Genomic DNA, 23,311 nt, shown 5'->3' on the forward strand with positions numbered 1-23,311 from the left:
CTGTCGTCGACCGGCCCAGGAGCGGTAACCCCTACGCGGCCCCTAAGCTCGCCCGTTCGCCGCACGGGTGTGCGGCGGCAAGGGGATGCGCTCGGGGTCGGTGGCATGCTCGCGCAGCAGTCGCAGCATCGCGGTGCGGGCCCGGTCGAACACGGCGGTGTCGTCGAGCAGCGTCGCGTCGGCAACCGCGCTGCGCTCTATGGCGGCCAGCTCGAAGGCCAGCTGTGCCGGGTCGGTGGCGGCGGTGATCTCGCCCAGTTGCTGTGCCTCGACGATGGTCTGGCGGTGGAAATCGTGCCACTGCTGCCACACCGACACGATCGCGTCGCGCACCCGGCCCGGCCGCGAGCCGTACTCGGAGCCGACCGAGAGGAAGAAGCAGGCGCCGTCGGCGGCCGCGTCCCGGCTGGTGTGGTCGAGCCAGGCCTCGCACAGGGTGCGCAGCCGCTCGATGCCCGAGGGTCGGCGCAGCGCCGGGCCGATGACCTCGGCGATGAACGTCGACTTGGCCTCCTCGATGGCGGCCAGCTGCAACTCCTCCTTCGAGCCGAACAGGCCGAACACGCCGCTCTTGCTGGCGCCCAGGGCGGTGGCGAGCCGGCCGATGGTGAGCCGGTCCAGGCCCTCCACCGCGCCGACCTGGACTGCTTCGCGCAGGATGGCACGGCGGGTGTCGTGGCCGCGTGCCTGGCGAGTCTCGGTCATCGACCCGTTTCTCCTTCTTCACAACCCCTGGCTGGTACCCCTCGCACTCCATCTTAGCCGAACGATCGTTCGCCCAGACTGCCCGGTTCGTAGAGATTTTCGACGGAGTTCTGCCGGTACGCCGCGCGTGTGTCAGGCGGGCTGCCCGGATAGGCGTGCCAGACGTCTTGACCGGACCGAACGATCGTGCGTTAATGATCCCGCACGAACGTTCGGTTCAACAGACTGTGAGGTCTTCCCGATGTGCCCTTCCGTGACTCCCCGGCAGGTGGACCATGACTGACGACATCGCCGACAAGGTCTCGAACCAGGTTTCGGCAAACCGGATCCCCGCGGCCGCCGTCCCGGCGATCGAGCCGCGGCGCGTCCTGCTGATCACTTCTGTGGCCACCTTCGTGGCCTTCCTCGACATGTCCGTGGTGAACGTCGCGTTCTCCGACATCTTCGCGAGCTTCCCCGACACCGCGCTGCCCACCCTGTCGTGGGTGGTGTCGGGCTACGCCGTGTTCTTCGCCGCCGTGCTGACCCCGGTGGGCCGCTACGCCGACGTGTTCGGCCGCAAGGCGGTCTTCCTGTGGTCGCTGCTCGCGTTCACCGTCGCCTCGGCCCTGTGCACCGCCGCGCCCACCGTCGAATTCCTCATCGGCGCAAGGTGTTTGCAGGGTCTGGCGGCTGGCGGCATGATCCCCGCCGCGCTCGGGCTGGTGCTCGGCGCGTACCCGCCCGAGCGGCGGGTCGCGGCGGTGGCGGCCTGGGCGGCGGCCTCCTCCGCGGCCGCCGCCTTCGGTCCCGCCCTCGGCGGCCTGCTGGTGTGGGCCTGGGACTGGCGGGCGGTGTTCCTGATCAACGTCCCCGTCGGCCTGCTGGCCTTCGTGGTGGGCCGCCCGTGGCTGCCCGAGATCAAGCCGGAGGTGCGGGAGCGTCCCGACCCGGTCGGCGCCATCCTGATCGCGCTCGGCGTCGGGCTGATCGTCGTCGGCCTCACCCAGGGCGGCGAATGGGGTTGGGCCAGTGCGGCTTTCCTCGCCACCACGGTCGGCGGCCTGGTGTTGCTGGCGGCCGGGATCCTGCGCTCGCTGCGGCACCGGGTGCCGGTGTTCGAGGTGAAGCTCTGGGGCGACCGCAAATTCGCCTCCGCGAGCGCGGTGTCGTTCCTGTTCGGCATCGCCATGTTCGCGTGGCTGCTGGCCTGCCCGCTCTACACCATCGTGGTCTGGAAGTACTCGATCTGGGAAGCGGGCCTGGCGAATTCGCCCGGCGCGTTCACCGCCGCGATCGGCGCGGGCGTGGTCGGCAAGTCCAAGCATCCCGACATCCAGCGCCTCGCGACCATCGGTGGCGCGGCGCTGTTCGGGATCTCGGCGGTGCTGTTCGCGCTGCTGCTGCACGAGCAGAGCCGGTTCCTGGCGGTGTGGCTGCCGGTCGGCCTGCTCTCCGGGCTGGCCATCGGCCTGCTGATGACCGCGGTGTCCTCGGCGGCGGCGACCTCGGTCCCGCAGGAGAAGTTCGCCTCCGGCTACGGCATGAGCATGACCGCCCGCCAGATGGGCGGCGGTTTGGGCATCGCGGCGTTCGCGGCGATCACCACCACGGTCACCACCGGGTGGCTGGACGGGCTGCACGCGGTGTTCTGGTTCGCGGCCGCGGCGATGGTGCCGGTGGCACTGGCCGCTCTGCCGATGACCGGCACACCCGCGGCGCCGGTGTCCGCCAACGGCTCCGGCCCGGCCACCGCACCGGGAGTTCGCGACGGTGTGTGATCGAATTCATAGCTTGCATTTCGGGGAACCGGATACGGCGCGGCGGGCGGCGTATGCGGGTCGGGAAGGCGGCTGACACCGGCATCGCGCAATTCGAATAATTTCTCGATTCCCGAGCGGGCGTATCGGATCATCCGATACGCCTGATCGGCGTGCCCGGGGGAATTCGTATTTCGCGTCCGGAGGCGAAGAATTTCCGGCGATCGGGTGCTTTCCGAGGCCGGATCGGAACGGGGGAAAATGCGGTCCAAACATGGGATCTTCCGGCGAATTGCGGGGCCGGTGCCCCCAACTGGCGGGGCAGTTGCCGGAATCGGGTGTGAACGCATTCGGTCGTTTCCACGATTACCATGACGAACGGTGGACGCCGGGGTCCTCGTACCATATCCGTTACCGGTAGCGAGAGATCCGCGACCGGTCTGTTGGGTAAGGGTGCCTCCCTTGGTAGCAGTTGAGAAAATCGCAGTAGCAGAATCGGAACGGGAGAGATCGGAGGGGACCGTTTCTGCCGGGGGGCGCGGTCGAACCTGGTCGGTGCCGGCGGCACTGGCCTATGTGCGCCAGGGCGGCGCCGGACGGGTTCGGGTGGCGCAACTGCTGGCAGTGCTGGATCAGCCGACCGCGTTGTGGATCCTGGCCAGGGTGCTGGACGCGGAACCCGCCGCGGTACGCGCCCAGGTGCGCGAGCTGACCGCGGTGAATCTGGTGGGATACGCGCAATTCCGGCGTCGCGACATCCGCGACGCGATCCTGCGCGAGGTGCCGATCGGGGTGCGGCAGCGGCTGCATCGGCGCATCGCGGAGGTGCTCAACGACGGCGCCGCGCCGGCCGTGCGGGTGGCCGACCACCTCCTCGGCGCCGACGAGGTCCGGGCGCCGTGGACGGTGCCGGTGTTGCGGGCGGCGGCCGAGGACGCCGTCGCCGACGACGAGATCCACCGGGCCATCGACTATCTCGAACTGGCCTGCCGCCTGTCCGACGACGAGGCCGAGCGCGCGGTGATGTTGTTGATGCTGGCGATGATTCGCTGGCGGCTCAATCCGTCCACGTCCAATCGCAGCTTCTCGCGGTTGCTGGCGGCGCTGCGCGGCGGCGCGATGCCGGTGGCCTGTCTGCCGATGGCGGCCCGATACCTGTTGTGGCACGGCCGATCCGAGGACGCCGCGGTCGCCCTGCGACTACTGCGGTCCGCGGCCGCCGCCGGCGACGCGACCGGGCTGGCCGGCTGGTCGGCGCTGCGGGAATGGCTCGGCTGTCACTACCCGGGCCTGCTCGACGACCACGCCGCACCGGCGCTCGCGGGCGAAACCGACCGCGCCGCAGCGTATCTGGGCAGCGGCTGGGCGGAATCCGACGCCGACGCCGCGCGCCTGCTGTCGGATGTGTTCGCGCACGGGGTGTGCGACCACGCGATGGCGCGGGCCCAGCGGCTGGTGCGCGCACATCGCTTGGACGACACCACCTTCGGCGCCCTGCTGATGGTCCTCGACGGCATGGTCTACAGCGATCGGCTGGACTCGGCGGCGACGTGGTGCGAATCGCTCATGCTCGAATCGGCCGCGCGCCGGGCGCCGGCCTGGCAGTCGATCTTCGCGATCTGGCGGTCGGCGATGTTCGTGCGCGCCGGGGCGCTCGACGCCGCGATCGCCCACGCGGGCAACGCGCTGGGCCGGGTGCGAGGCGAAAGCCTGGGCACCTACGCGGGTTTGGCGGTGGCGGGTCTGGTGGAGGCGTCGACGGCGGCCGGGCGGTATCGCGAGGCCGCCGCCTACCTCGACACCGAACTGCCCGACACGGTGGCGCTGTCCCGGATCGGCCTGCACTACCTGCGCGCCCGCGGCCGCTACCACCTGGCGGTGGGCGATCACGAGCGGGCTCGGGCGGACTTCACGCTGTGCGGGGAGCGAATGCGGCGCTGGCACATGGACATCGCGGGCATCGCGCCCTGGCGCAACGATCTCGCGGAGAGTTACCTGGCGGCCGGCGACCCGCGCTCGGCGCGCCACTGGGCGGCGGCACACGTGCGGCACTTGCGCGGCGCGACACGGCACTCCAGCGGCGCGACCTCGCTGCGCCTGGTCGCCGCGACCAGCCCGCCCGCGCAGCGCATCGGTTTGCTGCGCAAGGCGGTGGAGATCGCGGGGGCGGGGCCCGATCTGCTCGAATTGGCCACGGCGCTGGCCGATCTCGCGCACGCCTATCACCTGATCGGCGAGCGGGACCGGGCGCGCACCGCGTCGCGGCGGGCGTTGCGGCTGGCCGAGCAGTGCGGCGCGGAGCCGTTGCGCGCCCGGCTGGCGGGGACGCGCGGGCCGAACCTGCATTCGGTGACGGCGACCGAGAGCCCGCGCGGGGCGCTGGACACGCTGAGCCCGTCGGAGCTGAAGGTGGCGCGATTGGCGGCGGCCGGGTGCCGCAACCGCGATATCGCGCGGGATCTGCACATCACCACCAGCACCGTGGAACAGCACCTGACCCGTGTCTACCGCAAGCTCGGCGTCGCCCGCCGCACCGACCTGGCGGTCGTGCTCGGCGGTAACGAACCCGCGCGCACCGAGGCGGTGTGACCCGGCCTCACTGCTGCAGGATCTGCTCCATGAGCTTCTGGCCCTCCAGCAGCAGGAGGAACAACCCGTAGTAGATCATGAGCATAGTGATCAAGTGTGCAACACGACGCCGCACCGGGGACAGGGTTCGCCCGCAGATCCGGTGCGGCGGTGGCCTTCGCGCCGCGCGGCGTAATGCGAGGCCGCGCGGTCTGCCCGGTCCGGTTCGGGCGGATTCGCGCGGCGGTCGGGTGTGACGTAGTTCACGTCTCGCGGCGTGGACGGCCGATTCAGCGGCCCGGCGCCGCCGATCCGGGGCCCGGCGGCAGGTCCGGGTCGAACAGCGATGGCGCCCAGGTGAATTCGCTGTCGGCCAGCACCTTCGTGATCTGCTCGGCGGGCATCGGGTGGTGGAAGAACCAGCCCTGCGCGGTGTCGCAGCCCAGATCCAGCAGTCGTTCGGCCTGGTGCTGGGTCTCCACGCACTCCGCGGTGACGGTCAGGCCCAGTTCGTGGCTGAGCTCGACGATGGTCTGCAACACCAGCAGGTCGCTGCGGCTCGAGGTGCCGGGCGTGCGGATGCGGTGGATGAACGCCCCGGCCAGTTTCACCACGTGCAACGGCAGCCGGCCCAGGTAGGCCAGGTTGGAATAGCCCGTGCCGAAGTCGTCGATGGCGATGCGCACCCCGGCCTCGGTGAGCGCGCGCAGCGCCTGCAGCGGCCGTCCGGCGGCGTGCATGAAGGCCCGCTCGGTCAGTTCCAGTTGCAGGTGGTGCGGGTCGATCCCGGTGTCGTCGATGGTCCGCCGCACCCGGTCCAGCCAGGCCGGGTCGGCCACCTCGGCGGCGGAGACGTTGACGCTCAGCACCGGAGTGCGCGGACCGAACCGGTCGTGCCAGTCCCGCGCGGCGCGGCAGGACTCGGCGAGCACCACCGCGCCCAGCGCGCCGATGTGACCGCCGTCCTCGGCCAGCTCCACGAACCGGGCCGGGGACAGCACGCCCAGCTCGGGATGCCGCCACCGGACCAGCGCCTCCACCGCGACCGGCGCGCGGTCGGTGAGCGCCACGATCGGCTGGAAGTCGAGGAAGAATTCGCCCCGGCCCAGCGCCGCGGGCATGGCGGCGGACAGTTCGGCGCGGGTGTGCTCGCGGCGGCGGCGGTCGGCGTCGAACACCGCGTAGCGGCCGCGGCCGTCGGCCTTGGCCCAGTACATGGTGGTGTCGGCGGCCTGCAGCAGCTCGTCGGTGCTGGTGTGGCCGGCGCGCTGCACCGTCACCCCGACGCTGGCGCTGACGTTGAGGCGGTGGCCGTGGATGTCGAACGGCGTGGTGAACGCGTCGAGCACCGTGCGGGCCAGTCGGGCCAGTTCGCCGCCCGCGGCCGCGCTCGGCACGAGCACCACGAATTCGTCGCCGCCCATCCGCGCCACCAGGTGCTCCGGCTCGGTGATACAGGCGCTCAGCCGCGCGGCGGCCTGCCTCAGCAGCTCGTCGCCGGCGGCGTGGCCGAAGGTGTCGTTGACGCTCTTGAAATGGTCCAGGTCGACGTAGCACAGCCCGACCCGGGCGTCGGGGTCGGCGAAGGCGGTGGCGAGGGTGTCGAAGAAGCGGGTGCGGTTGGCCAGCCCGGTCAGCGGGTCGTGGTGGGCGCGGAACTGCAACCGCTCGCGCAGGGCCCGCTGTTCGGAGATGTCCTCGACCAGCACCAGCGTGTACTGCGGCGCGCCCTGCTCGTCGCGGATGAGCGAGACGTTGATGTTGGTCCACACCGTGTGGCCGTCGCGGTGCAGGTAGGCCTTCTCCAGTTGCACGTTGTCGTGGTCGCCGCGCAGCACCCCCGCGTAGAGCTCCCACATGCTCGGCGGGTCGTCGGGGTGGGTGAGTTCGGCGACGTTGAGCGCCAGCATCTCCTCGGGGCGGTAGCCCAGCAGCGCGGCGAAGGCGTTGTTGACCTCGATGATGCGGCCGGTCATATCGGAGAGTCCGGTGCCGATCCCGGCCTGCGAGAACACCGCCCGCAACCGGGCCTCGCTGGTGCGCAGGCGTTGCTCGGCCAGTCGGCGGGCGGCCATGTCGGCGGCGTGCACGCTCTCCTGCTCGCTGAGCAGCCACGCCCGGAAGGCGCGCACGTACCCGGAAGTGAAGGCGGCGAGCACTTCCGCGGTCCGGGCGGGGCGCACACCGGCGGTCGCGAAGTGCGTGCTGAGTACGGCGACGCTGCGCCCGAGCACCTCGTCGCCGACGAAATGCGCGCGCGCCAGCCGCTCGCCGGCCTGCGCCGCGCGCGCGGTGCCGCCACCGCGGGAGACCGCGTCCAGTTCGGCCGCCAGCCCGGTCAGCAGCGCGCGCACCTCGGCGGCGCTCAGCGGCACGATGTGATCGCGGGCCCCGCCACCGAGTGCGGCCGCCCACCGCTCGGCCAGATCGGCGTGCAGGACGTCGTCGGATCCTTCCCACGCCATAAAGATCGATCGTAGCCGCGTGCGTCGACGCGTGTGAACCGCCCGCGTTTCGAAGGTTGCTCGAATACGATTGCGATGCTTCGCCTTCCGGGTCGCCGGGCCGCGGGCGACGTTTCGCAGAGAGGTTTTCCGATGACCAGACCGAGTTGGGCGCCCGAGGGCATCGACCTGGACCGGCCCAGCGCCTCGCGGGTCTACGACTTCTTCGTCGGGGGCATGCACAATTTCGAGATCGACCGCGTGCTCGCGCGGCAGATCGAGTCGTTCACCCCGAATGTCGCCGAGACCATGCGGGCCAATCGTGATCTGTTGCGGCGCTGCGTCCGCCACCTGGTCGACGCGGGCATCACCCAGTTCCTCGATCTCGGTTCGGGCATTCCGACGGTCGGCAACGTGCACGAGGTGGCGCAGGCGCGCGATCCCGAAGCGCGCGTGGTCTACGTCGACATCGACCCCGTCGCGGTGGCGCACAGCCGCGCGATCCTCGACGGCAACGCGCACGCCACCGTCGTGCAGGCCGACATGGCCCGGCCCGAAACGATTCTCGCCGATCCTGAGGTGACGCGGCTGCTGGACTTCGAGCGGCCCGTCGCGGTGCTGTTGCTCGGTGTGCTGCACTTCCTGCCCGACGACGCCGATCCGGCCGGGTGCGTGGCGCGGCTGCAAGAGGCGGTGGTGCCCGGCAGCTACGTCGCCATCACCCACGCCACCGCCGACGGGCAGCCCGCCGAGGTGCTGGAGGCGCAGAAGCTGTCCGGCCGCACCTCCACCGAGATCGTGCTGCGCGGCAAGGACGAGATCGCGGGGTTCTTCGGCGACTGGCCGCTGCTCGAACCCGGCCTGGTCCATCTGCCGCTGTGGCGTCCCGAGCACCCCGGCGACGTGGGGGAGCATCCCGAGACGTCGGGTGCCTACGGGGGTGTGGCCCGCAAGGCTTAGGCAGAAGCCCTCGGAACGGTTGGTACCGAATGGTTTTCGCGGTTCGACGACCACGTCCGGCGGCGGCGACTGTAAGGTGTGAGCGCCCTCGAAGTAATCGGAAGGACTGTGGTGCGTACACCTTTGCTGATGGTTGTGTTCGGTCTGGCGCTGGCGGCCGGTGGCCCGAGCGTGATAGCGGCGGCCGATCCCGTCCCGGGCGTGACCGCCGCCCCGATCGCCGAGCCGATGGTGCTCGGCGCCGACGCGGACGGCCAGGCGATCACGCTGTCGTCCGGACAGGAACTGGTGGTGGCGCTGCCCGACAACCCCTCCACCGGCTACCACTGGCAGGTCGCCGAGGGTGACCAGGCCGTGCTGCGCCCGGAGGGCGAGCCGCAGTTCCGCGGCAACCCCGGCGACCTGCTGCCCGGCGGTGCCGGCAACTCGGTGTGGACCTTCACCGCCGGTGACGCGGGCGCCACCCACCTGACCCTGGTCTCGGTGCGCGCCGGCGACCCGGCTCCGGCCCAGCAGTTCTCGCTGAACGTGACGGTGCGCTGACCGTCGCTCCGCGAACACCGGCCCGGGCGAGTACGCCCGGGCCGGTGTGCGTTCCGGGGCCGCGCCATGTCCGGCTCGGCGACGAGTCGCGTGCCGGGCGCACGGTCCGGCAGCGGTTCGTTTGTTCTCGGCGCGTCAGGAGGCGGCGAGCAGGCGGGCCGCGTTGGCCGACTCGTCGTCGGCCGCCTCGTTCGCGGTGAGTTCGGCCCGGACCCGCTCGCGGTAGCGCGCGAGTTCGGCGGCCTTGGTGTCGGCGTCCCAGCCGAGGTGGCCCGCGACCAGGTCCGCGACGGTCTCGGCGGCGGCCAGGCCGCGATCGGGCACCTCGATGGAGATGCGGGTGCGGCGGGTGAGGATGTCGTCCAGATGCAGGGCGCCCTCGTGGGTGACCGCGTAGACCGCCTCGACGCCGAGATACTCCCCGGCCCCCGGCAGCCGCATCGCCAGTTCCGGTGCGGCGTCGAGCATTCCGATCAGCTCGGTCGCCAGTGAGCCGTAGCGTTCCAGCAGGTGCCGCACCGTCTCCACCGGCAGCCCCGCCCGCCGCGCGACGCCCTCGGCGTCCGCGAGCAGCTCCTGGTAGCCGACCGCGCCGAGGATCGGCAGATTCTCGGTGACCGACGGCGCCACCGCCTGCCCGAAGCCCGCCACCGCGGCGTCGACCACGTCGGCGGCCATCACCCGGTAGGTGGTGTACTTGCCGCCCGCGATCACGAACAGCCCCGGAACCGGTTCTGCCACCGCGTGTTCGCGTGACAGCTTCGCGGTGTCGTTCGAGGCGCCCGACAGCAGCGGGCGCAGCCCGGCGTAGGTGCCGACGATGTCGTCCTCGGAAATCGGTTCGCGCAGCAGCGAATTGACGTGATCGAGGATGTAGCGCACGTCGGTCGCGGTCGCCACCGGATGGTCGCGGTCCAGCGACCAGTCGGTGTCGGTGGTGCCGATGATCCAGTGCTCGCGCCACGGGATGACGAACAGCACGCTCTTCTCGGTCTTCATTATCAGGCCCGTGCGCAGGTCGAGGCGGGCGCGCGGCACCATGATGTGCACGCCTTTGGACATGCGCACGCGGAACGGGAAATCCACGCCGGTCATGGCGTTCATCTCGTCGGTCCACACGCCGGTCGCGCTGATCACGCTGCGGGCGCGCACGTCGTAGGCGCGGCCGGTCTCCAGATCGGTGACCGTCGCCCCGGTGACGCGGCCGCCCTCGCGCAGCAGTGCCGTCACCTTGGTGCGGGTCAGCACGGTGGCGCCGTGCTGGGCGGCGGTGCGGGCGAGCATCATGGTGTGCCGTGCGTCGTCGACCTGCGCGTCGAAGTAGCGGATCGCGCCGGTCATGGCGTCGGGACGCAGCGCGGGCGCCAATTCCAGGGCGCGCGAACGACTCAGGTGCTTGTGCATGGGCAGCGCGCGGGCCCCGCCGAGCGTGTCGTACAGCGCGACGCCCGCGCCGATGTAGGGGCGCTCCCAGTGCCGCTGCAACGGGAACAGGAACGACACCGGGTGCACCAGGTGCGGCGCCAGCCGGTTCAGCAGCAGCCCGCGCTCCTTGAGCGCCTCGCGCACCAGCGCGAAGTCCAGCTGCTCGAGGTAGCGCAGCCCGCCGTGGATGAGTTTGCTGGAGCGACTGGAGGTTCCGGCCGCCCAGTCGCGGGCCTCCACCACGACGGTGGTGAGGCCGCGGGACGCGGCGTCGAGCGCGGCGCCCGCGCCGACCACACCGCCGCCGATGACCAGCACGTCGATGTCGGCTCGCGCCAGGGAGTTCAGCCCCTCGGCCCGGTACTGCGAATCCAATTGTGTTGTCACAGCGGTATTTCTCTCTCGTGTTCCGTACGGGTCAGTCGTCGTCTTCGACCCAGTCGAGGGTGCGGGCCACTGCCTTCTTCCATCGCGCGTAGCCGCGTTCGCGTTGCTCCTCGGTCGAATTCGGGGTCCAGCGCTTGGATTCCTGCCAGTTCTGCGCCAGCTCGTCGACGTCCTTCCAGAAGCCGACGGCCAGCCCGGCGGCGTAGGCGGCGCCCAGCGCGGTGGTCTCGGAGACCACCGGCCGCGACACCGGCACGCCCAGGAAGTCGGCCTGCAACTGCATGCACAGCTCGTTGGCGGTGACGCCGCCGTCCACGCGCAGCACGTCCAGCTGCACGCCGGAGTCGGCCTGCATGGCCTCCACCACGTCGCGGGTCTGGTAGCAGATGGCCTCCAGCGCGGCGCGCGCCAGGTGCGCGTTGTTGCTGTAGCGCGACAGGCCGACGATGACCCCGCGCGCGTCGGAACGCCAGTACGGCGCGAACAGGCCGGAGAACGCCGGGACGAAGTACACCCCGCCGTTGTCGTCGACCTGCCGGGCCAGCGATTCGCTCTGTGCCGCACCGGAAATGATGCCGAGCTGGTCGCGCAGCCACTGGATCGCCGAACCGGTGACCGCGATCGAGCCCTCCAGCGCGTACACCGGGGCCTGGTCGCCGAACTGGTAGGCGACGGTGGTGAGCAGCCCGTGCTGCGAGCGCACCATTTCCTCGCCGGTGTTGAGCAGCAGGAAGTTTCCGGTGCCGTAGGTGTTCTTCGCCTCGCCGGGCCGGAAGCACAGCTGGCCGACGGTGGCCGCCTGCTGATCGCCGACGACGCCCGCGATCGGCACCTCCGCCTGGAACGGGCCGTCGGCGGAGGTGGTGCCGAACAGGTCCGGATTCACCGAGGGCCGGATAGTCGGCAGCATCGCGCGCGGCACCTCGAACAGCTCCAGCAGCTCCTCGTCCCAGTCCAGCGTCTCGAGGTTCATCAGCATGGTGCGGCTGGCGTTGGTGACGTCGGTGACGTGGTTGCCGCCGCGCGGGCCGCCGGTCAGGTTCCACAGCACCCAGGTGTCGGCGGTGCCGAACAGGGCGTCCCCGCGTTCGGCGGCCTCCCGCACGCCGGGCACGTTCTCCAGGATCCATTTCAGCTTGCCGCCCGAGAAGTACGGCGCCGGCGGCAGTCCCGACTTGTGCCGGATGGTGTCGGCGTGCCCGGCGCGCTCGAGTTCGGCGACGATGCGGTCGGTGCGGGTGTCCTGCCAGACGATGGCGTTGTAGTAGGGCCGCCCGGTGCGCCGGTTCCACACGATGGTGGTCTCGCGCTGATTGGTGACGCCGACGGCGGCCAGATCCTCGGCGGTCAGATCCGCGTGTGCCAGCGCGGTTTTGATGACGGTGCTGGTGCGCTCCCAGATCTCCGCGGGGTTGTGCTCGACCCAGCCGGCGCGCGGCATGATCTGCTCGTGCTCGAGCTGCCAGCGGGCCACCTCGTTGCCGCCGTGGTCGAACACCATGAAGCGGGTGCTGGTGGTGCCCTGATCGATGGCTCCGACGTAACGGGTCATCGTGGGTTCCTTTCGCCGAAAAGTAGTGGGGGAGAGGTAATCAGAAGACGGCGGCGGCGACCAGTCCGGCGAGCGCGCCGCCGGTCAGCGGGCCGAGCACGGGCACCCAGGCGTAGGCCCAGTCGTTGTTCTTGCGTTGCGGCTCAGGGGTTTCGGCGTAGTCGGCGCGTGCACCGACACCCGCCGCGACGCGCGCCCCGACCGGCTTGGTCACCGGCAGCACCGCGTGCGCCAGGCGGGGGCCCAGGTCGCGGGCCGGGTTGATGGCGTAGCCGGTGGGGCCGCCCAGCGAGGCACCGATGCCCACCACCAGCAACGCCGCCGCGAGCGGGCCCAGTCCGCTCGGGGTGTGCCCGATGCCGATGATGACCAGCACCAGCACGAAGGTGGCGATCACCTCGGTGGCGAAATTCCAGCGGTAGGAACGGATTTCGGGGCCGGTGGCGAAGACGCCGAGCTTCTTGGCGGCGTCCGGTTCGGCGTCGAAGTGCTTCTTGTAGGCCAGATACGCGGCCGTCGCGCCGAGGAACGCGCCGACCAGCTGTCCGGCGAGATAGGCGATCGTGGTGGTGACCGTGACGTCGATCCCGGTCGAGTACTCGTCGGCGCCGCTGAACAGCAGGCCGATCGTGACGGCCGGATTGAGGTGGCCGCCGCTCTTGTAGGCGACGTACACGCCGCCGAAGACGCCCAGCCCCCAGCCGAAGTTGATCAGCAGCCAGCCGCCGTCGAATCCTTTGGTCTTCGCGAGCAGCACGTTGGCGACCACGCCAACACCCAGCAGGGCCAGCACGCCCGTGCCGAGCGCCTCGCTGAGGAAGATCGACCCGAAGTTCACCGTTGAGCCTCCGTCCGCCGTCGGCCGCCCCGGTGCGACCGTCCTGGCCGCGACGCTACGGACGCCGCGCCGCCTGGAACACCGCGGTCGTTCGACAATGTCGAACAGGACGGGTGGAGCGTGCTCGTCGCGAAGGCTACCGTTCGGCCGTGTTCAGCAGGGTATGGCCCAGGTCACACCGCGTGGTCGCGGCGGCGCCGGGCCGGTGCGCGTGTTCGGCATCGTCGAATCCGCGGTGGCGAGTTAGGTTGCGTGCATGCCGGGTCCGATTCAGTCGATCGAGCGCGCGGCGGCCGTGCTGCGCCTGCTCGCCCGCTCCGGCCGCCTCGGGGTGGGCGAGGTCGCGGGGGCGCTCGGGCTGGCGAAACCGACCGCGCACGGCATCCTGCGGACGCTGCGGGGCGTGGGGTTCGTCGAGCAGGATCCGGGCAGCGGGAAGTACCGGCTCGGCGCGGCGCTGCGCGAGGTCGGCACCGGCTACCTGGACCCGAACGAGCTGCGCTCGCGGGCGATCAACTGGGCCGACGCGCTGGCGGCGCGCACCGGCGAGGCCGTGCGGATCGCGGCGCGGGCGAGCGGCGACGGTGTCGTGGTGGTGCACCACGTGTTCCGGCCCGACAACACCGAGCAGGCCCTGGACGTGGGGCAGGAACTGCCCGCGCACGCCACCGCCCTCGGCAAGGTGCTGCTGGCCTCCGACGCGGAACTGGCGGCGCGGGTGCTGAGCGGCGAGCCGGTCGAGCTGACTCATCGCACCGTGACCGAGCGCGGTGCGCTGACTCGGGAGATCACCGCGGTCCGGCAGGCCGGCTGGGCCGCGGAGATCGGGGAATTCCGTTCCGGCGTGGCCGGTATCGCCGCGCCACTGCGTGCGCACGGCGGGCTCGTGGTCGGCGCGATCGGGGTCGCGGGGCCGGTGGACCGGCTCTGTGACGCGCGGCTGCGGCCGCGTACCCGGCTGGTCGGGCATGTGCTCGACACCGCGCGCACGGTGTCGCGGGAACTGGGCGCGCAGTGACGGCCGCGCGCACCCCCGGCGGTCGTTATGTGGGTGCTTCGAAAAAGTTTGTGCTGGAAGGGTTCTCGACAGGAAGCGGCCGCGCATGACACAGCGATACGTGCTGGCGATCGACCAGGGCACGACCTCGAGCCGGTGCATCCTGTTCGACCGGCGCGCCCGGCTCGTGGGCGTGGCGCAGCGGGAACACCGGCAGTACTACCCGCGGCCGGGCTGGGTCGAGCAGGACGCCGCCGAGATCTGGCGCAATGTCGAGCGCATCCTGCCGCAGGTGCTGCGCGATGCCGGGATCGGCGCGGAACAGGTTGCGGCAGTGGGCATCGCGAATCAGCGCGAGACCACCGTGGTGTGGGATCGGCGCACCGGGCAGCCCGTCGGCCGCGCGGTGGTGTGGCAGGACGTGCGCACCGAGGACCTGGTCCGGGAATTCGAGGACGCGCCCGGCGCCGAATGCATCCGGGAACTGAGCGGGCTACCGCTGGCCACCTACTTCGCCGCGCCGCGGCTGCGGTGGCTGCTCGACACCGTGCCCGGATTGCGCGAGCGGGCCGAACGCGGCGAGGTGCTGTTCGGGACGATGGAGAGCTGGCTGGTGTGGAACCTCACCGGCGGCGTCGACGGCGGGCTGCACGTCACCGACGTCACCAACGCCAGCCGCACCCTGCTGATGAATCTGGCCAGCCGCACCTGGGACCCGGAGTTGTTGCGGTTCTTCGGAATTCCCGCCGCGATGCTGCCCCGCATCCAGCCCTCGACCGCCTCGTTCGGGACCGTCCGGCACGTGGTGCCGGGACTGCGGATCGCGGCCGCGCTCGGCGACCAGCATGCCGCGCTGTTCGGCCAGACCTGTTTCGCCCGTGGGGAACTCAAATGCACCTACGGCACCGGCGGCTTCCTGATGATGAACACCGGCACCGAACTCGTGCGCTCCGAGCACGGCCTGCTCACCACCATCGGCTACCAGATCGCGGACGAGCCGGTGTACGCGCTGGAGGGCCCGATCGCCATGGCGGGCTCGCTGGTGCAGTGGGTGCGCGACAACATCGGTCTGATCGCGACCGCGCCGGAGATCGAAACCCTCGCTCGCACAGTCGAAGACAACGGCGGCTGCTACCTCGTCCCGGCCTTCTCCGGCCTCTACGCCCCGCACTGGCGCAGCGACGCCCGCGGCCTGCTGATCGGCCTCACCTCCTACATCACCAAGGGCCACCTGGCCCGCGCCGTCCTCGAGGCCACCGCCTGGCAGACCCGCGAGGTCGTCGACGCCATGAACGCCGACTCCGGCCTGCGCGCCCCCGCCCTCCGCGTGGACGGCGGCATGACCTCCAACCACCTCCTGATGCAGATAGTCGCCGACGTCCTCGACATCCCCGTCACCCGCCCCTTCGTCGCCGAAACCGTCTCCCTCGGCGCCGCCTACGCCGCCGGCCTCGCCGTCGGCTACTGGCCCGACCTCCAAGGCCTACGCTCGAACTGGCGAGCAGCAGGCCAGTGGCTCCCCCACATGACCCCCCACCTCCGCGAGTCCGAGTACACCAATTGGCAACGCGCAGTGTCGCTTACGTACGGCTGGGCCCGGCCTTCCCAGACCGCCGACAGCCCACGACCAAGCGCCGCAACAGACAACTGACGACCGACAGGCAACCGCTCATCGCTCGCCTGCCTGGTACCCAAGGTCGCTACGACTTCAGACCTCGGTGTGCATTGCCTGTGTGCCGACGACTGTTAGGAGTGCGAGCTTTTCGGCGGTGTCGGTGCCGGGGCGGGGGGTGAACCACAGTAGGCGTTGGCGGGAGTCTTCGCTGAAGAGGCTGAGGCAGGTGAGGTCGAGCAGGCCGACGGTGGGGTGGAGGATTCGTTTGCGTTCGTCTCTGCGTACGCCGACGTCCTGGGCGGCCCACAGTGATCGGAATTCCGGGGATCGGCGTAGTAGGACGTCCACCAGTTCGGTCGCCTCGGCGTCGCCGGGGCTGCGGCGGCCGACCGCGGCGCGCAGGTCGGCGACGAACGAATGTGACTGTGGGGCAAGGTCTTCCGGTGGGTAGATCTGCCGGGAGGTCGGGTCGGTGAACCATCGGTAGATGAAGCTCGAGGCGGGGCCGTGGTGGGTGGACAGGTCGCCGAGCATCGCGATGGCGAGCGGGTTCTGGACCAGGACGGTGTGCAGGTCGGTGCTCACCATCGCCGGCGTGCCGTCGATTCGGGTGAGCAGGTCGAGCATGGCGGGGTGGACATGTGACGTCGTCCCGCCCTGGGGTGGGATCGGGCGGTTCGCCAGCCGGTACAGGTGGTCGCGTTCGTCGCGGCCGAGGCGGAGGGCGCGGGCGAGCGCGGCGAGCATCTGGTCGGAGGGCTGGGAGCCGGCACCGCGCTCGAGTTCGGTGTAGTACTCCACCGAGGCTCCGGCCAGCACGGCGACCTCATCGCGCCGCAGACCCGGGACGCGCCGCCGCGGGCCGGGCGCGAGCCCGACCTCCTCGGGGCGGATCCGCTCGCGTCGCGAACGCAGGAAGCCGCCCGAGTTCGGAGTACCTCGTGTTCGACATAGGCACAGCCTCCCCGGGCGGCTCAATCTGCGCCAGGGGACGGCGTCCCCACCTTCGTAAGCAACTCCCGCGCGCCCGCGCCTCGCAACAGAGTGGACGCCATGAACACCTCACTCACCGAATCCGGGGCCTCGCCGGTCGCTGGAAAGACGGTCCTGATCACCGGCGGGACGAGCGGGATCGGCGCGGCGACTGCCCGGCTCCTGCTCGAGCGTGGCCACCGCGTCGCCGTCACCGGGCGCGATTCCGGTCGGCTCCGAGCCTTCCTCGACGAAGTCGGCCACGGGGACCGCGTCCTGGGCCTGATCGCGGACGCCTCCGACCGGGAGTCCACGAACGCGGCGGTCGTCAGCACGGTAGAGCGCTTCGGCGCGCTCGACACGGCAGTCGCCAACGCGGGCGGCGCGTCCGCGGATCACTTCCGGACGCGCAGCGCCGTTGTCGACGACGGCGACCCGGAGCTGTGGGGACCGATGGTGCTCGCCAATGTGCTCGGCCCGGCCCTGCTGGCCAAGGCGACCCTGCCGCACCTCGAGCCCACTCGCGGCCGGTTGGTGCTCCTCGGCAGCGTGGCCGGAATCAAGAACAGCCCGGGCAACCTCTACTCCGCCACGAAGTGGGCGGTGGTCGGTTTCGCCGAGAACCTCCGCCTGCACGCCACGACCCGCGGCATCGGGGTCACGGTCGTGAACCCGGGCATGATCGACACCGCGTTCTGGCACGGCCACGTTCCCCCCATCGCGATGAGCCCGGACGCGGTGGCCGGGGCGATCGCCTTCGCGCTCGATCAACCGACCGGCGTCGACCTCAACACGGTGACGATCCGCCCGATCGGCCAGCCCGTCTGAAGCGGGCGGCCCCGACAGCGAAAACCGTTGTGGCTCAATGGTCACGGACGCGAGTGTGGACCGTCAGCAGTAGGTGATCGAAGACGGTGACGGTATCGGCGGGTGGTGGCGGGACCTGGTCGAGGTCGGCGATGAGCTGTTCGGCCAGGTCCCGGACTTTGGTGTTGGTTTCCTGGGAACGCCATCGCAGCAGGTCGAAGGCTTGCCCGGCGCTGATGCGGTACATGCGCATCAGCACGCCCTTGGCCTGTTCGATGACGGCGCGATTCTCCACCACCACCGGCATCGCCGCGTTCGGCGTGTGCTGTTGGGCGGCGGCGACGGTGTCGGAGAGGTCGACGTAGAACCCGGCGGTGCCGACGGGTTCACCGGCCGCGTCCACGATGCGGTCGGCGACGACCATGACCGAATGCTCGACGCCGGTGGCGTCGAGGAAGCGGTGCCGGCTGGAGAACGGCTCCTTCAGGTCGACCGAACGCGTAATCGCCTGCGCCACATGCTCGCGGTCGTCGGGGTGCTTCTGCTCGAGCAGCAGCGCGGTGGTCGGCTCGACCTGTCCGGGTTCATAGTCGTGCATGCGGTACAGCTCCGGCGACCACTCCCACCGATGGGTGGTGAACCAGAACCGGAAACTACCCGCGCGCGGCATAGTCGAAGCGGGTCGCGGCCCGAAACCGACTCCGCTGGTTTCCGACGTCTCGGTCACCGGCCGACCACGTCCTCGCCGTGGACGACGCACCGCGAGCACAGGAATGATGTCACGCCGGGCCGTGGCCAGGGAGTTCGCGGGAGCGTCATCTCGCAAATTTAGCCGAGCCCGCCCGAATTCACTGGTTTATGGCATCTACACCGGTTTACTCGCGCGAGCGCTACTGCCGCGCCTCGGCTGGCGGGAGTCCGGGCTCGTCGCCGTCCGGTACGTGTGGCTCCGGGTAACATAGGGTGACACGGTTCTTAAGGGGGACTTCATGTCATCGGACGATCACCGCGAGCAGGTTGATGATCCACGCGCACGCTGGCGTCACCTGCCTCCCGAACCCGACCGCTATGTCGAGGAAACTCAGGTCGATGGGGATTCGTCCGGGTACACGGTGCCCGCCGTCGATCCGGGCCAGGACTTCACTCGTCTCTATGGTGGCTGATGCTGGATAGGGTGGCGGTGGTGAAATCGTCCAGCGGGTAGAACAATTCGATGGCCAGTTCGGAGAGGGTCACGTCGGCCGGAGCGCCGAAGGTGGCCATGGTGCTGAACATCGAGAGTTCGCCGTTGGGTGTGCGGATGCGGATCGGGACCTGGAATGGGCTTGGTTGTGCCGCTTCGGGTTCCGAGGTTGCGGCAGGTTCGGGGTAGCGGGAGATCTCGTCGTAGAGTGCTCGCAGATGGGTGTCTCCGGTTGCGTTCACCTGACGAATGAGCCTTTCCAAGAACAGGTTTCGGACTTGGTGGGCGTTGACGAGGTGGGCGGACAATCCTTCGGGATGTAGGACCAAGCGGTACACGTTTGGCTCGGGGGCTAGTAGATGGTCCGGAATCCCGCTCATCAATACGCCCATCGCGCGATTTCCGGTGACCAGGTTCCAGTACCGGTCGACAACCACCGCCGGGTACGGCTCGTGCGCGGTGAGCATGGTGTCGAGCGCGGCTCGCACCGACGCCAGGTTCGCGTCCGTGAGACTGCTTTCCGGGTATTCGGGGGAATAGCCGGCGGCTAGGAGAAGGGTATTGCGTTCGCGCAGCGGGACATCCAGGGTTTCGCACAGTCTGAGGACCATCGCGCGGCTCGGCTTGGAACGGCCCGTCTCGACGTAGGACAGGTGCCGGGCCGAGGTGTCGGCCGCCAGCGCCAGATCCCATTGGCTCAGTCGCCGCCGTCGACGCCATTCCCGGAGGAGGGCGCCCACCTGTGTGGACGGGGCGATCGAGGTCATCGAGGCAGCATAGCCAGGCCGTTTCGGCGCCTCCATGACCTCCGAGGTTATTGAGACCACGATCTCCGTCCGGCACGGTCGTCTCAAGAGGCCCGATCGGTTTCGGCCCCTCGAATAGGAGACGAATATGACGACGATCCTGCCCGCGCCGATCACCGGGAATGCCCGTGCCGCCTACTTACGCACCATGCTTCAGGTGGACGGCTGGAGCACCGGTGGATTCGGCATCGTGCTGCTCGCGGCGGGACCGCTGCTGCATGGCCCGCTCGGGTTGCCCTCCACGTGGTCGATCCCGTTCGGCATCGGAATGCTCGGCGGCGCGGCGGCGCTCTTGCTCATCGCCGGATATCCCGATATCCCACGCGAACTGGCGCTCACCGTCGTGGCGGCGAATACGTTGTCGGCGGCGGTGATGCTCGTCCTGGTCTTTGTCGGCGCGATGCCGCTGACCGGGTGGGGAATTGCCTTCATGCTGATCGGTGCCGCGGTGGTAACGGCATTCGCCGCACTCGAATTCATCGGTCTGCGACGCACGCTGTCCCTTCGGCCCTAGGAGTCACGGGTGCGTTCCTGCCCTTTGCGTTCTCGTCCACGCTCTTCCCTGCCGCCGCGAGTCCAACCCGGCCTTCGGCGGTTCCCGGTGCCGTGACTCGATTCCGGGTGTCGGTCGCGTAACCCGCATCAAATCACTGACCCCGCGGGCCATGTCCACGGGCTGACCCTTGGCGGCCAGTTCGGGTTCTCTCTCTGAGCTTGCAGTGCGACACAAAAACTTGTGTCTTGTTATCGAACTCGATATCGAATCCGATTTGTTCGTCGCTCATTGCATCCCCCTGCGGCGGCTGTACCGGTACGCGGAGCCTATCGGATCCGGCCTGAGTCGGGCTTGACTCGTCCGGCCTCGATCAGCGTCTGGAACGCCGTCCGTTTCCGGTCGCAATCTTCTACCGGGCACTCTCGATGCTGCTGCATCGCCTTGTGCGCCTGGTTGGGTGTGAACGGCTCGGCCGGCGCGTCGTGCGTCCATCCGACCGCAGTCTGTTGGCGGGGCATCCGCTCTCGGATCGTTTCCACGGTGTTGCCGTGGTTGCGGTTGCGCCACCTCACGCGAAGCAGCCTTCTCGGATCATCGTCCAGCGAGTGAAACTCAGTCGCGGAGAGAGTGTTTCGATTTCCGCGAAGTGCAAGATCCCGTTGAGCGCGAGCGGGCTCAGGTGTTGCGGTGACGGAGTGATCACCGCGTCTACGTTGGCGGCCCGCACCTGGTCGGCAAGTGGGGTGAGTGAGAGCTCGGGCCAGATGATCAGGTACCCGAGCGAGCGCGCGAGCCGCTGGACTTGGGTGCGGTCCCACATCAACGCGTCGGATACCTCGGAATCAACCCATCCGAGTGCGGTCGGTCGGAATCGCATGACGCTGTGCCTCCCTGTGGGACTGACGTCGGTTCTTGGGTGGCACTTCCTGTGAAAGGTCTTGGCGCGCATGGGCCGCCGGGATGGGCGGCCGGTAAACGACTTCAACGGGAAGGCCGGTTCCCAACGTTATGGGCGGGCCGGGGACGCCAGAACCGTGCCGTGGACATTTCCGAAGACACTTCGGAACGTCCCGAATGTCTCCTAGCCTTATGGGTATGGCTCAGCAGAGACTAGAGACGGCAATCTTCAGGTCAGGGCTGAGTTCTGCGGAGTTGGCCGACAAGGCGGGCGTAGATGTGAAGACAGTGAATCGTTGGCTGGCAGGAAGGGTGCCCCACAGGCGGACACGCATCCGAGTGGCTGCATTGCTGGGGGAGACCGAAGAAACGCTGTGGCCCGCTGCCCGTCCGGATACACAAGCCGGTGCCCCCGCCACCGCTGAGGTACTGGGCGCTTACGCACACCGCGCCGAGATCCCGAACGATCTGTGGATTTCGTTGGTGCACAAGGCAACTCGTCGGGTAGACATCATGGGCTATGCCTACCCATTCGTGCTCGAACTTATGCCCGAGCCGCTGAGGTGATAGCGGACAAATGCTCGTCCGGGTGCGAGGTACTCTTAGGTTTCGCCGATCCGGACTGTGATCACGTCGCCGAGCGTGACACGCTGGAACAGATGAACGGCACGCTTCCGGGCCGGATACGCAACGCCCTGTCCATGCTCGGTCCGCTGCCCGATACCCCCGGGTGTCGGGTGGGTCTGCACTCGACGCACCTCTACAACGCCGTCTTTCGGTTCGATGACGAGATGATCGTTACCCCATACCTGTTCCGTGCTCGCGGTTACCAGCACACCGCCTTGCATCTGCGGCGTTTGTCCCCGCACGGAATATTCGAATCGTTCGCTGATCAGTTCGAACAGATATGGCAGACCACGGTGCCGTACACAGCGGAAGCCGGTCATGGGCGCACGGCGTGACTACTATCGCTCTCCGGACGCGCCTGAGCCGAACTCGCTGAAGCCGGGGGCATCTGCGCTGGTGACCGACGACTCCGGCCGTGTGCTCATGCAGCGTCGAGGAGACTCGGGCAACTGGTCGTTGCCAGGCGGGATCATGGAGTTGGGTGAGACGCTCTCGCAGTGCGCTGTTCGCGAGACTCGGGAAGAGACCGGCCTGGACATAGAGATCACCGGATTGCTCGGGATCTACTCGGACCCGGCGCACGTGATCGCATACGCCGACGGCGAGGTGAGGCAAGAATTCGTAGTCGTGTACTACGGCCGCGTGATCGGTGGTCGGCTCGTGGTGTCCCAAGAATCCATCTCTGTGGAGTTTCTGAGCCTGAAAGAACTCGAATCCTTGCCGGTGCACTCGACAGTGCGGTTGAGATTGCAGCACCATGCGGAGTACTGCGGTACGCCGTATCTCGGTTGACGCAGGTCGCGGTTGCCGCCGACTTTGGTCCAGCCCCCAACCCCGCCCGCCGCAGCTTGCGGCGGGCGGGTGCTGCCGGATCAGACCAGGCAGCCGTGGGTTTGCAGGCTGGCGTAGACGTCGTCGGAGACCGTGAGGGCGGTGCCGGGCTGGACGCCGGCGAGGACGCTCAGGGCGATGTTGTTCTGGAGCGAGCAGCCCAGCAGTTCGGTCGTGACGGTGATGGTTTCGTCGGCGTGGGCCACGCCGGTTCCGAGCACGGCCGCGCCGGCCAGTGCGAGGGCGGCAACGCCGGTCTTGACGAATCGCATGGAATCCTCCTGAATTCGTGATCGGACACGGCGGATGTCGGTCGTTTGTCCAGGTAAAGCGGGTTTTCGGCCGAGATTCGCCGCGATTGCGCGCCCAAGAGTAGAGGGTGCGACGCGGGTCTCGTGCGGCACCCCCGCCGCCGATCGCTCAGCGCAGGTCGCGGGCGAGGCGGGCGGCGCCGATCGCCATGTAGCCGCCGGTGAGGGCGACCAGGGGCACCGCCGCCGAGCGCGCGACGTCGCCGCGGGCGAGGTGCCCCGCGCCGTGGGTGGTGTCCATGATGTCCACCATGAGGGCGATGCGCTGCCAGCGCCGCCGCTCCGGCGCGGGCGCGGTCAGATAGCCGAGGCCCAACGCCACCGCGCGGGCACCGAAAATTCTTGTGAGATAGACGGATTCGGGGGAAATCCGGATGCCGAGCGCGCGGCCGAGCTGCCGGGGCGCCATCAGGGACGCCGCGCCCAGCGCGATCCGGCCGGCGGCCAGTCCCCGCAGTGCCGCGGCCAGGGTGCGATCGGCGCGCGATTCCTGAGTCGATGTCATGGTCCGAGCATGCCCGCCGCCGTGCGCCGAGGCGATTACCCGCGAGGTAAGACCGGACAGTTTCAATCAATGATTGAAACATTGCTTGAACGTGTGCTTGACT

23 protein-coding genes are annotated in these 23,311 nt (G+C 69.5%); 11 read left to right on the forward strand and 12 right to left on the reverse strand.

What is annotated here, in order from left to right; translation table 11 throughout:
• Positions 1–42 precede the first annotated feature (42 nt).
• Positions 43–705: a TetR/AcrR family transcriptional regulator gene (locus IU476_RS30930; protein WP_195105846.1), complete on the reverse strand. Its 663-nt coding sequence runs from the start codon at positions 703–705 to the stop codon at positions 43–45.
• 275 nt (positions 706–980) lie between these two features.
• Here IU476_RS30930 and IU476_RS30935 point away from each other — a divergent pair, with 275 nt between their 5' ends.
• The gene (locus tag IU476_RS30935) at positions 981–2,465 is read left to right on the forward strand and encodes a DHA2 family efflux MFS transporter permease subunit (protein ID WP_195105847.1); all 1,485 of its coding nucleotides are present in this window, start codon (positions 981–983) and stop codon (positions 2,463–2,465) included.
• A gap of 534 nt (positions 2,466–2,999) precedes the next feature.
• Positions 3,000–5,033 (forward strand): helix-turn-helix transcriptional regulator, encoded by a 2,034-nt coding sequence (locus tag IU476_RS37160; RefSeq protein ID WP_195105848.1) that lies wholly within the window; start codon positions 3,000–3,002, stop codon positions 5,031–5,033.
• A gap of 269 nt (positions 5,034–5,302) precedes the next feature.
• Here the strand turns inward: IU476_RS37160 and IU476_RS30945 are convergent, their stop codons facing one another.
• On the reverse strand, positions 5,303–7,477 hold the full coding sequence (locus IU476_RS30945) for a putative bifunctional diguanylate cyclase/phosphodiesterase (protein WP_195105849.1): 2,175 nt from the start codon (positions 7,475–7,477) through the stop codon (positions 5,303–5,305).
• A 132-nt stretch (positions 7,478–7,609) separates the two neighbouring features.
• Here IU476_RS30945 and IU476_RS30950 point away from each other — a divergent pair, with 132 nt between their 5' ends.
• On the forward strand, positions 7,610–8,416 hold the full coding sequence (locus tag IU476_RS30950; RefSeq protein ID WP_195105850.1) for an SAM-dependent methyltransferase: 807 nt from the start codon (positions 7,610–7,612) through the stop codon (positions 8,414–8,416).
• Positions 8,417–8,545: 129 nt separating this feature from the next.
• The gene (locus IU476_RS30955) at positions 8,546–8,959 is read left to right on the forward strand and encodes a protease inhibitor I42 family protein (RefSeq protein WP_195105851.1); all 414 of its coding nucleotides are present in this window, start codon (positions 8,546–8,548) and stop codon (positions 8,957–8,959) included.
• A 135-nt stretch (positions 8,960–9,094) separates the two neighbouring features.
• Here IU476_RS30955 and IU476_RS30960 read toward each other — a convergent pair whose 3' ends face one another.
• Genes IU476_RS30960 through IU476_RS30970 form a run of 3 tightly spaced genes read right to left on the reverse strand, consistent with a single transcriptional unit; the run spans position 9,095 to position 13,161 of the window.
• On the reverse strand, positions 9,095–10,771 hold the full coding sequence (locus IU476_RS30960) for a glycerol-3-phosphate dehydrogenase/oxidase (RefSeq protein ID WP_195105852.1): 1,677 nt from the start codon (positions 10,769–10,771) through the stop codon (positions 9,095–9,097).
• A 31-nt stretch (positions 10,772–10,802) separates the two neighbouring features.
• Positions 10,803–12,323 (reverse strand): glycerol kinase GlpK, encoded by a 1,521-nt coding sequence (gene glpK / locus IU476_RS30965; protein WP_195105853.1) that lies wholly within the window; start codon positions 12,321–12,323, stop codon positions 10,803–10,805.
• 40 nt (positions 12,324–12,363) lie between these two features.
• Positions 12,364–13,161: an MIP/aquaporin family protein gene (locus IU476_RS30970; RefSeq protein ID WP_195105854.1), complete on the reverse strand. Its 798-nt coding sequence runs from the start codon at positions 13,159–13,161 to the stop codon at positions 12,364–12,366.
• A gap of 256 nt (positions 13,162–13,417) precedes the next feature.
• Between IU476_RS30970 and IU476_RS30975 the strand changes: the two genes are divergently transcribed.
• Together IU476_RS30975 and glpK (IU476_RS30980) are read left to right on the forward strand one after the other, a co-directional pair.
• Positions 13,418–14,179, forward strand: a complete 762-nt coding sequence (locus IU476_RS30975) for an IclR family transcriptional regulator (protein WP_195105855.1) — start codon at positions 13,418–13,420, stop codon at positions 14,177–14,179.
• An 85-nt stretch (positions 14,180–14,264) separates the two neighbouring features.
• Entirely contained in the window at positions 14,265–15,809 is a 1,545-nt protein-coding gene (gene glpK, locus IU476_RS30980) for a glycerol kinase GlpK (RefSeq protein WP_195105856.1), read from the forward strand.
• A 57-nt stretch (positions 15,810–15,866) separates the two neighbouring features.
• Here glpK (IU476_RS30980) and IU476_RS30985 read toward each other — a convergent pair whose 3' ends face one another.
• The gene (locus IU476_RS30985; protein WP_228824589.1) at positions 15,867–16,751 is read right to left on the reverse strand and encodes an MmyB family transcriptional regulator; all 885 of its coding nucleotides are present in this window, start codon (positions 16,749–16,751) and stop codon (positions 15,867–15,869) included.
• 75 nt (positions 16,752–16,826) lie between these two features.
• Here IU476_RS30985 and IU476_RS30990 point away from each other — a divergent pair, with 75 nt between their 5' ends.
• Entirely contained in the window at positions 16,827–17,573 is a 747-nt protein-coding gene (locus IU476_RS30990; RefSeq protein ID WP_195105857.1) for an SDR family oxidoreductase, read from the forward strand.
• Between the two features lie 34 nt (positions 17,574–17,607).
• Here the strand turns inward: IU476_RS30990 and IU476_RS30995 are convergent, their stop codons facing one another.
• Complete coding sequence (locus tag IU476_RS30995; protein WP_195105858.1) at positions 17,608–18,222, reverse strand: PAS and ANTAR domain-containing protein; 615 nt, start codon at positions 18,220–18,222, stop codon at positions 17,608–17,610.
• Positions 18,223–18,541: 319 nt separating this feature from the next.
• On the opposite strand from IU476_RS30995, the gene IU476_RS31000 reads away from it, so the two are divergent.
• Positions 18,542–18,715 carry a hypothetical protein gene (locus IU476_RS31000; RefSeq protein ID WP_195105859.1) on the forward strand — a complete coding sequence of 58 codons (174 nt, stop codon included), beginning with the start codon at positions 18,542–18,544 and terminating at the stop codon, positions 18,713–18,715.
• On the opposite strand, the gene IU476_RS31005 is transcribed toward IU476_RS31000, so the two are convergent.
• The gene (locus tag IU476_RS31005) at positions 18,693–19,502 is read right to left on the reverse strand and encodes an MmyB family transcriptional regulator (protein ID WP_195105860.1); all 810 of its coding nucleotides are present in this window, start codon (positions 19,500–19,502) and stop codon (positions 18,693–18,695) included. The genes IU476_RS31000 and IU476_RS31005 overlap by 23 nt on opposite strands.
• 127 nt (positions 19,503–19,629) lie before the next feature.
• On the opposite strand from IU476_RS31005, the gene IU476_RS31010 reads away from it, so the two are divergent.
• The gene (locus IU476_RS31010; protein WP_195105861.1) at positions 19,630–20,055 is read left to right on the forward strand and encodes a hypothetical protein; all 426 of its coding nucleotides are present in this window, start codon (positions 19,630–19,632) and stop codon (positions 20,053–20,055) included.
• A gap of 550 nt (positions 20,056–20,605) precedes the next feature.
• On the opposite strand, the gene IU476_RS31015 is transcribed toward IU476_RS31010, so the two are convergent.
• Positions 20,606–20,914, reverse strand: a complete 309-nt coding sequence (locus IU476_RS31015) for a hypothetical protein (RefSeq protein WP_195105862.1) — start codon at positions 20,912–20,914, stop codon at positions 20,606–20,608.
• Between the two features lie 218 nt (positions 20,915–21,132).
• On the opposite strand from IU476_RS31015, the gene IU476_RS36900 reads away from it, so the two are divergent.
• Positions 21,133–21,501: a helix-turn-helix domain-containing protein gene (locus tag IU476_RS36900; protein ID WP_267466651.1), complete on the forward strand. Its 369-nt coding sequence runs from the start codon at positions 21,133–21,135 to the stop codon at positions 21,499–21,501.
• Between the two features lie 35 nt (positions 21,502–21,536).
• Here the strand turns inward: IU476_RS36900 and IU476_RS36470 are convergent, their stop codons facing one another.
• On the reverse strand, positions 21,537–21,881 hold the full coding sequence (locus tag IU476_RS36470; RefSeq protein ID WP_228824591.1) for a hypothetical protein: 345 nt from the start codon (positions 21,879–21,881) through the stop codon (positions 21,537–21,539).
• Here IU476_RS36470 and IU476_RS31025 point away from each other — a divergent pair.
• Positions 21,880–22,353: an NUDIX domain-containing protein gene (locus IU476_RS31025; RefSeq protein WP_195105863.1), complete on the forward strand. Its 474-nt coding sequence runs from the start codon at positions 21,880–21,882 to the stop codon at positions 22,351–22,353. The two genes, IU476_RS36470 and IU476_RS31025, sit on opposite strands and share 2 nt — an antisense overlap.
• Positions 22,354–22,433: 80 nt before the next feature.
• On the opposite strand, the gene IU476_RS31030 is transcribed toward IU476_RS31025, so the two are convergent.
• Both IU476_RS31030 and IU476_RS31035 read right to left on the reverse strand, forming a co-directional pair.
• A complete protein-coding gene (locus IU476_RS31030; protein WP_195105864.1) occupies positions 22,434–22,664 on the reverse strand; it encodes a hypothetical protein in 231 nt (76 codons plus the stop codon).
• Between the two features lie 148 nt (positions 22,665–22,812).
• Complete coding sequence (locus IU476_RS31035) at positions 22,813–23,208, reverse strand: hypothetical protein (RefSeq protein WP_195105865.1); 396 nt, start codon at positions 23,206–23,208, stop codon at positions 22,813–22,815.
• Positions 23,209–23,311: the final 103 nt, after the last annotated feature.

Origin of the sequence: Nocardia blacklockiae (genome assembly GCF_015477355.1) — a bacterium.
Lineage (GTDB): Bacteria > Actinomycetota > Actinomycetes > Mycobacteriales > Mycobacteriaceae > Nocardia > Nocardia blacklockiae.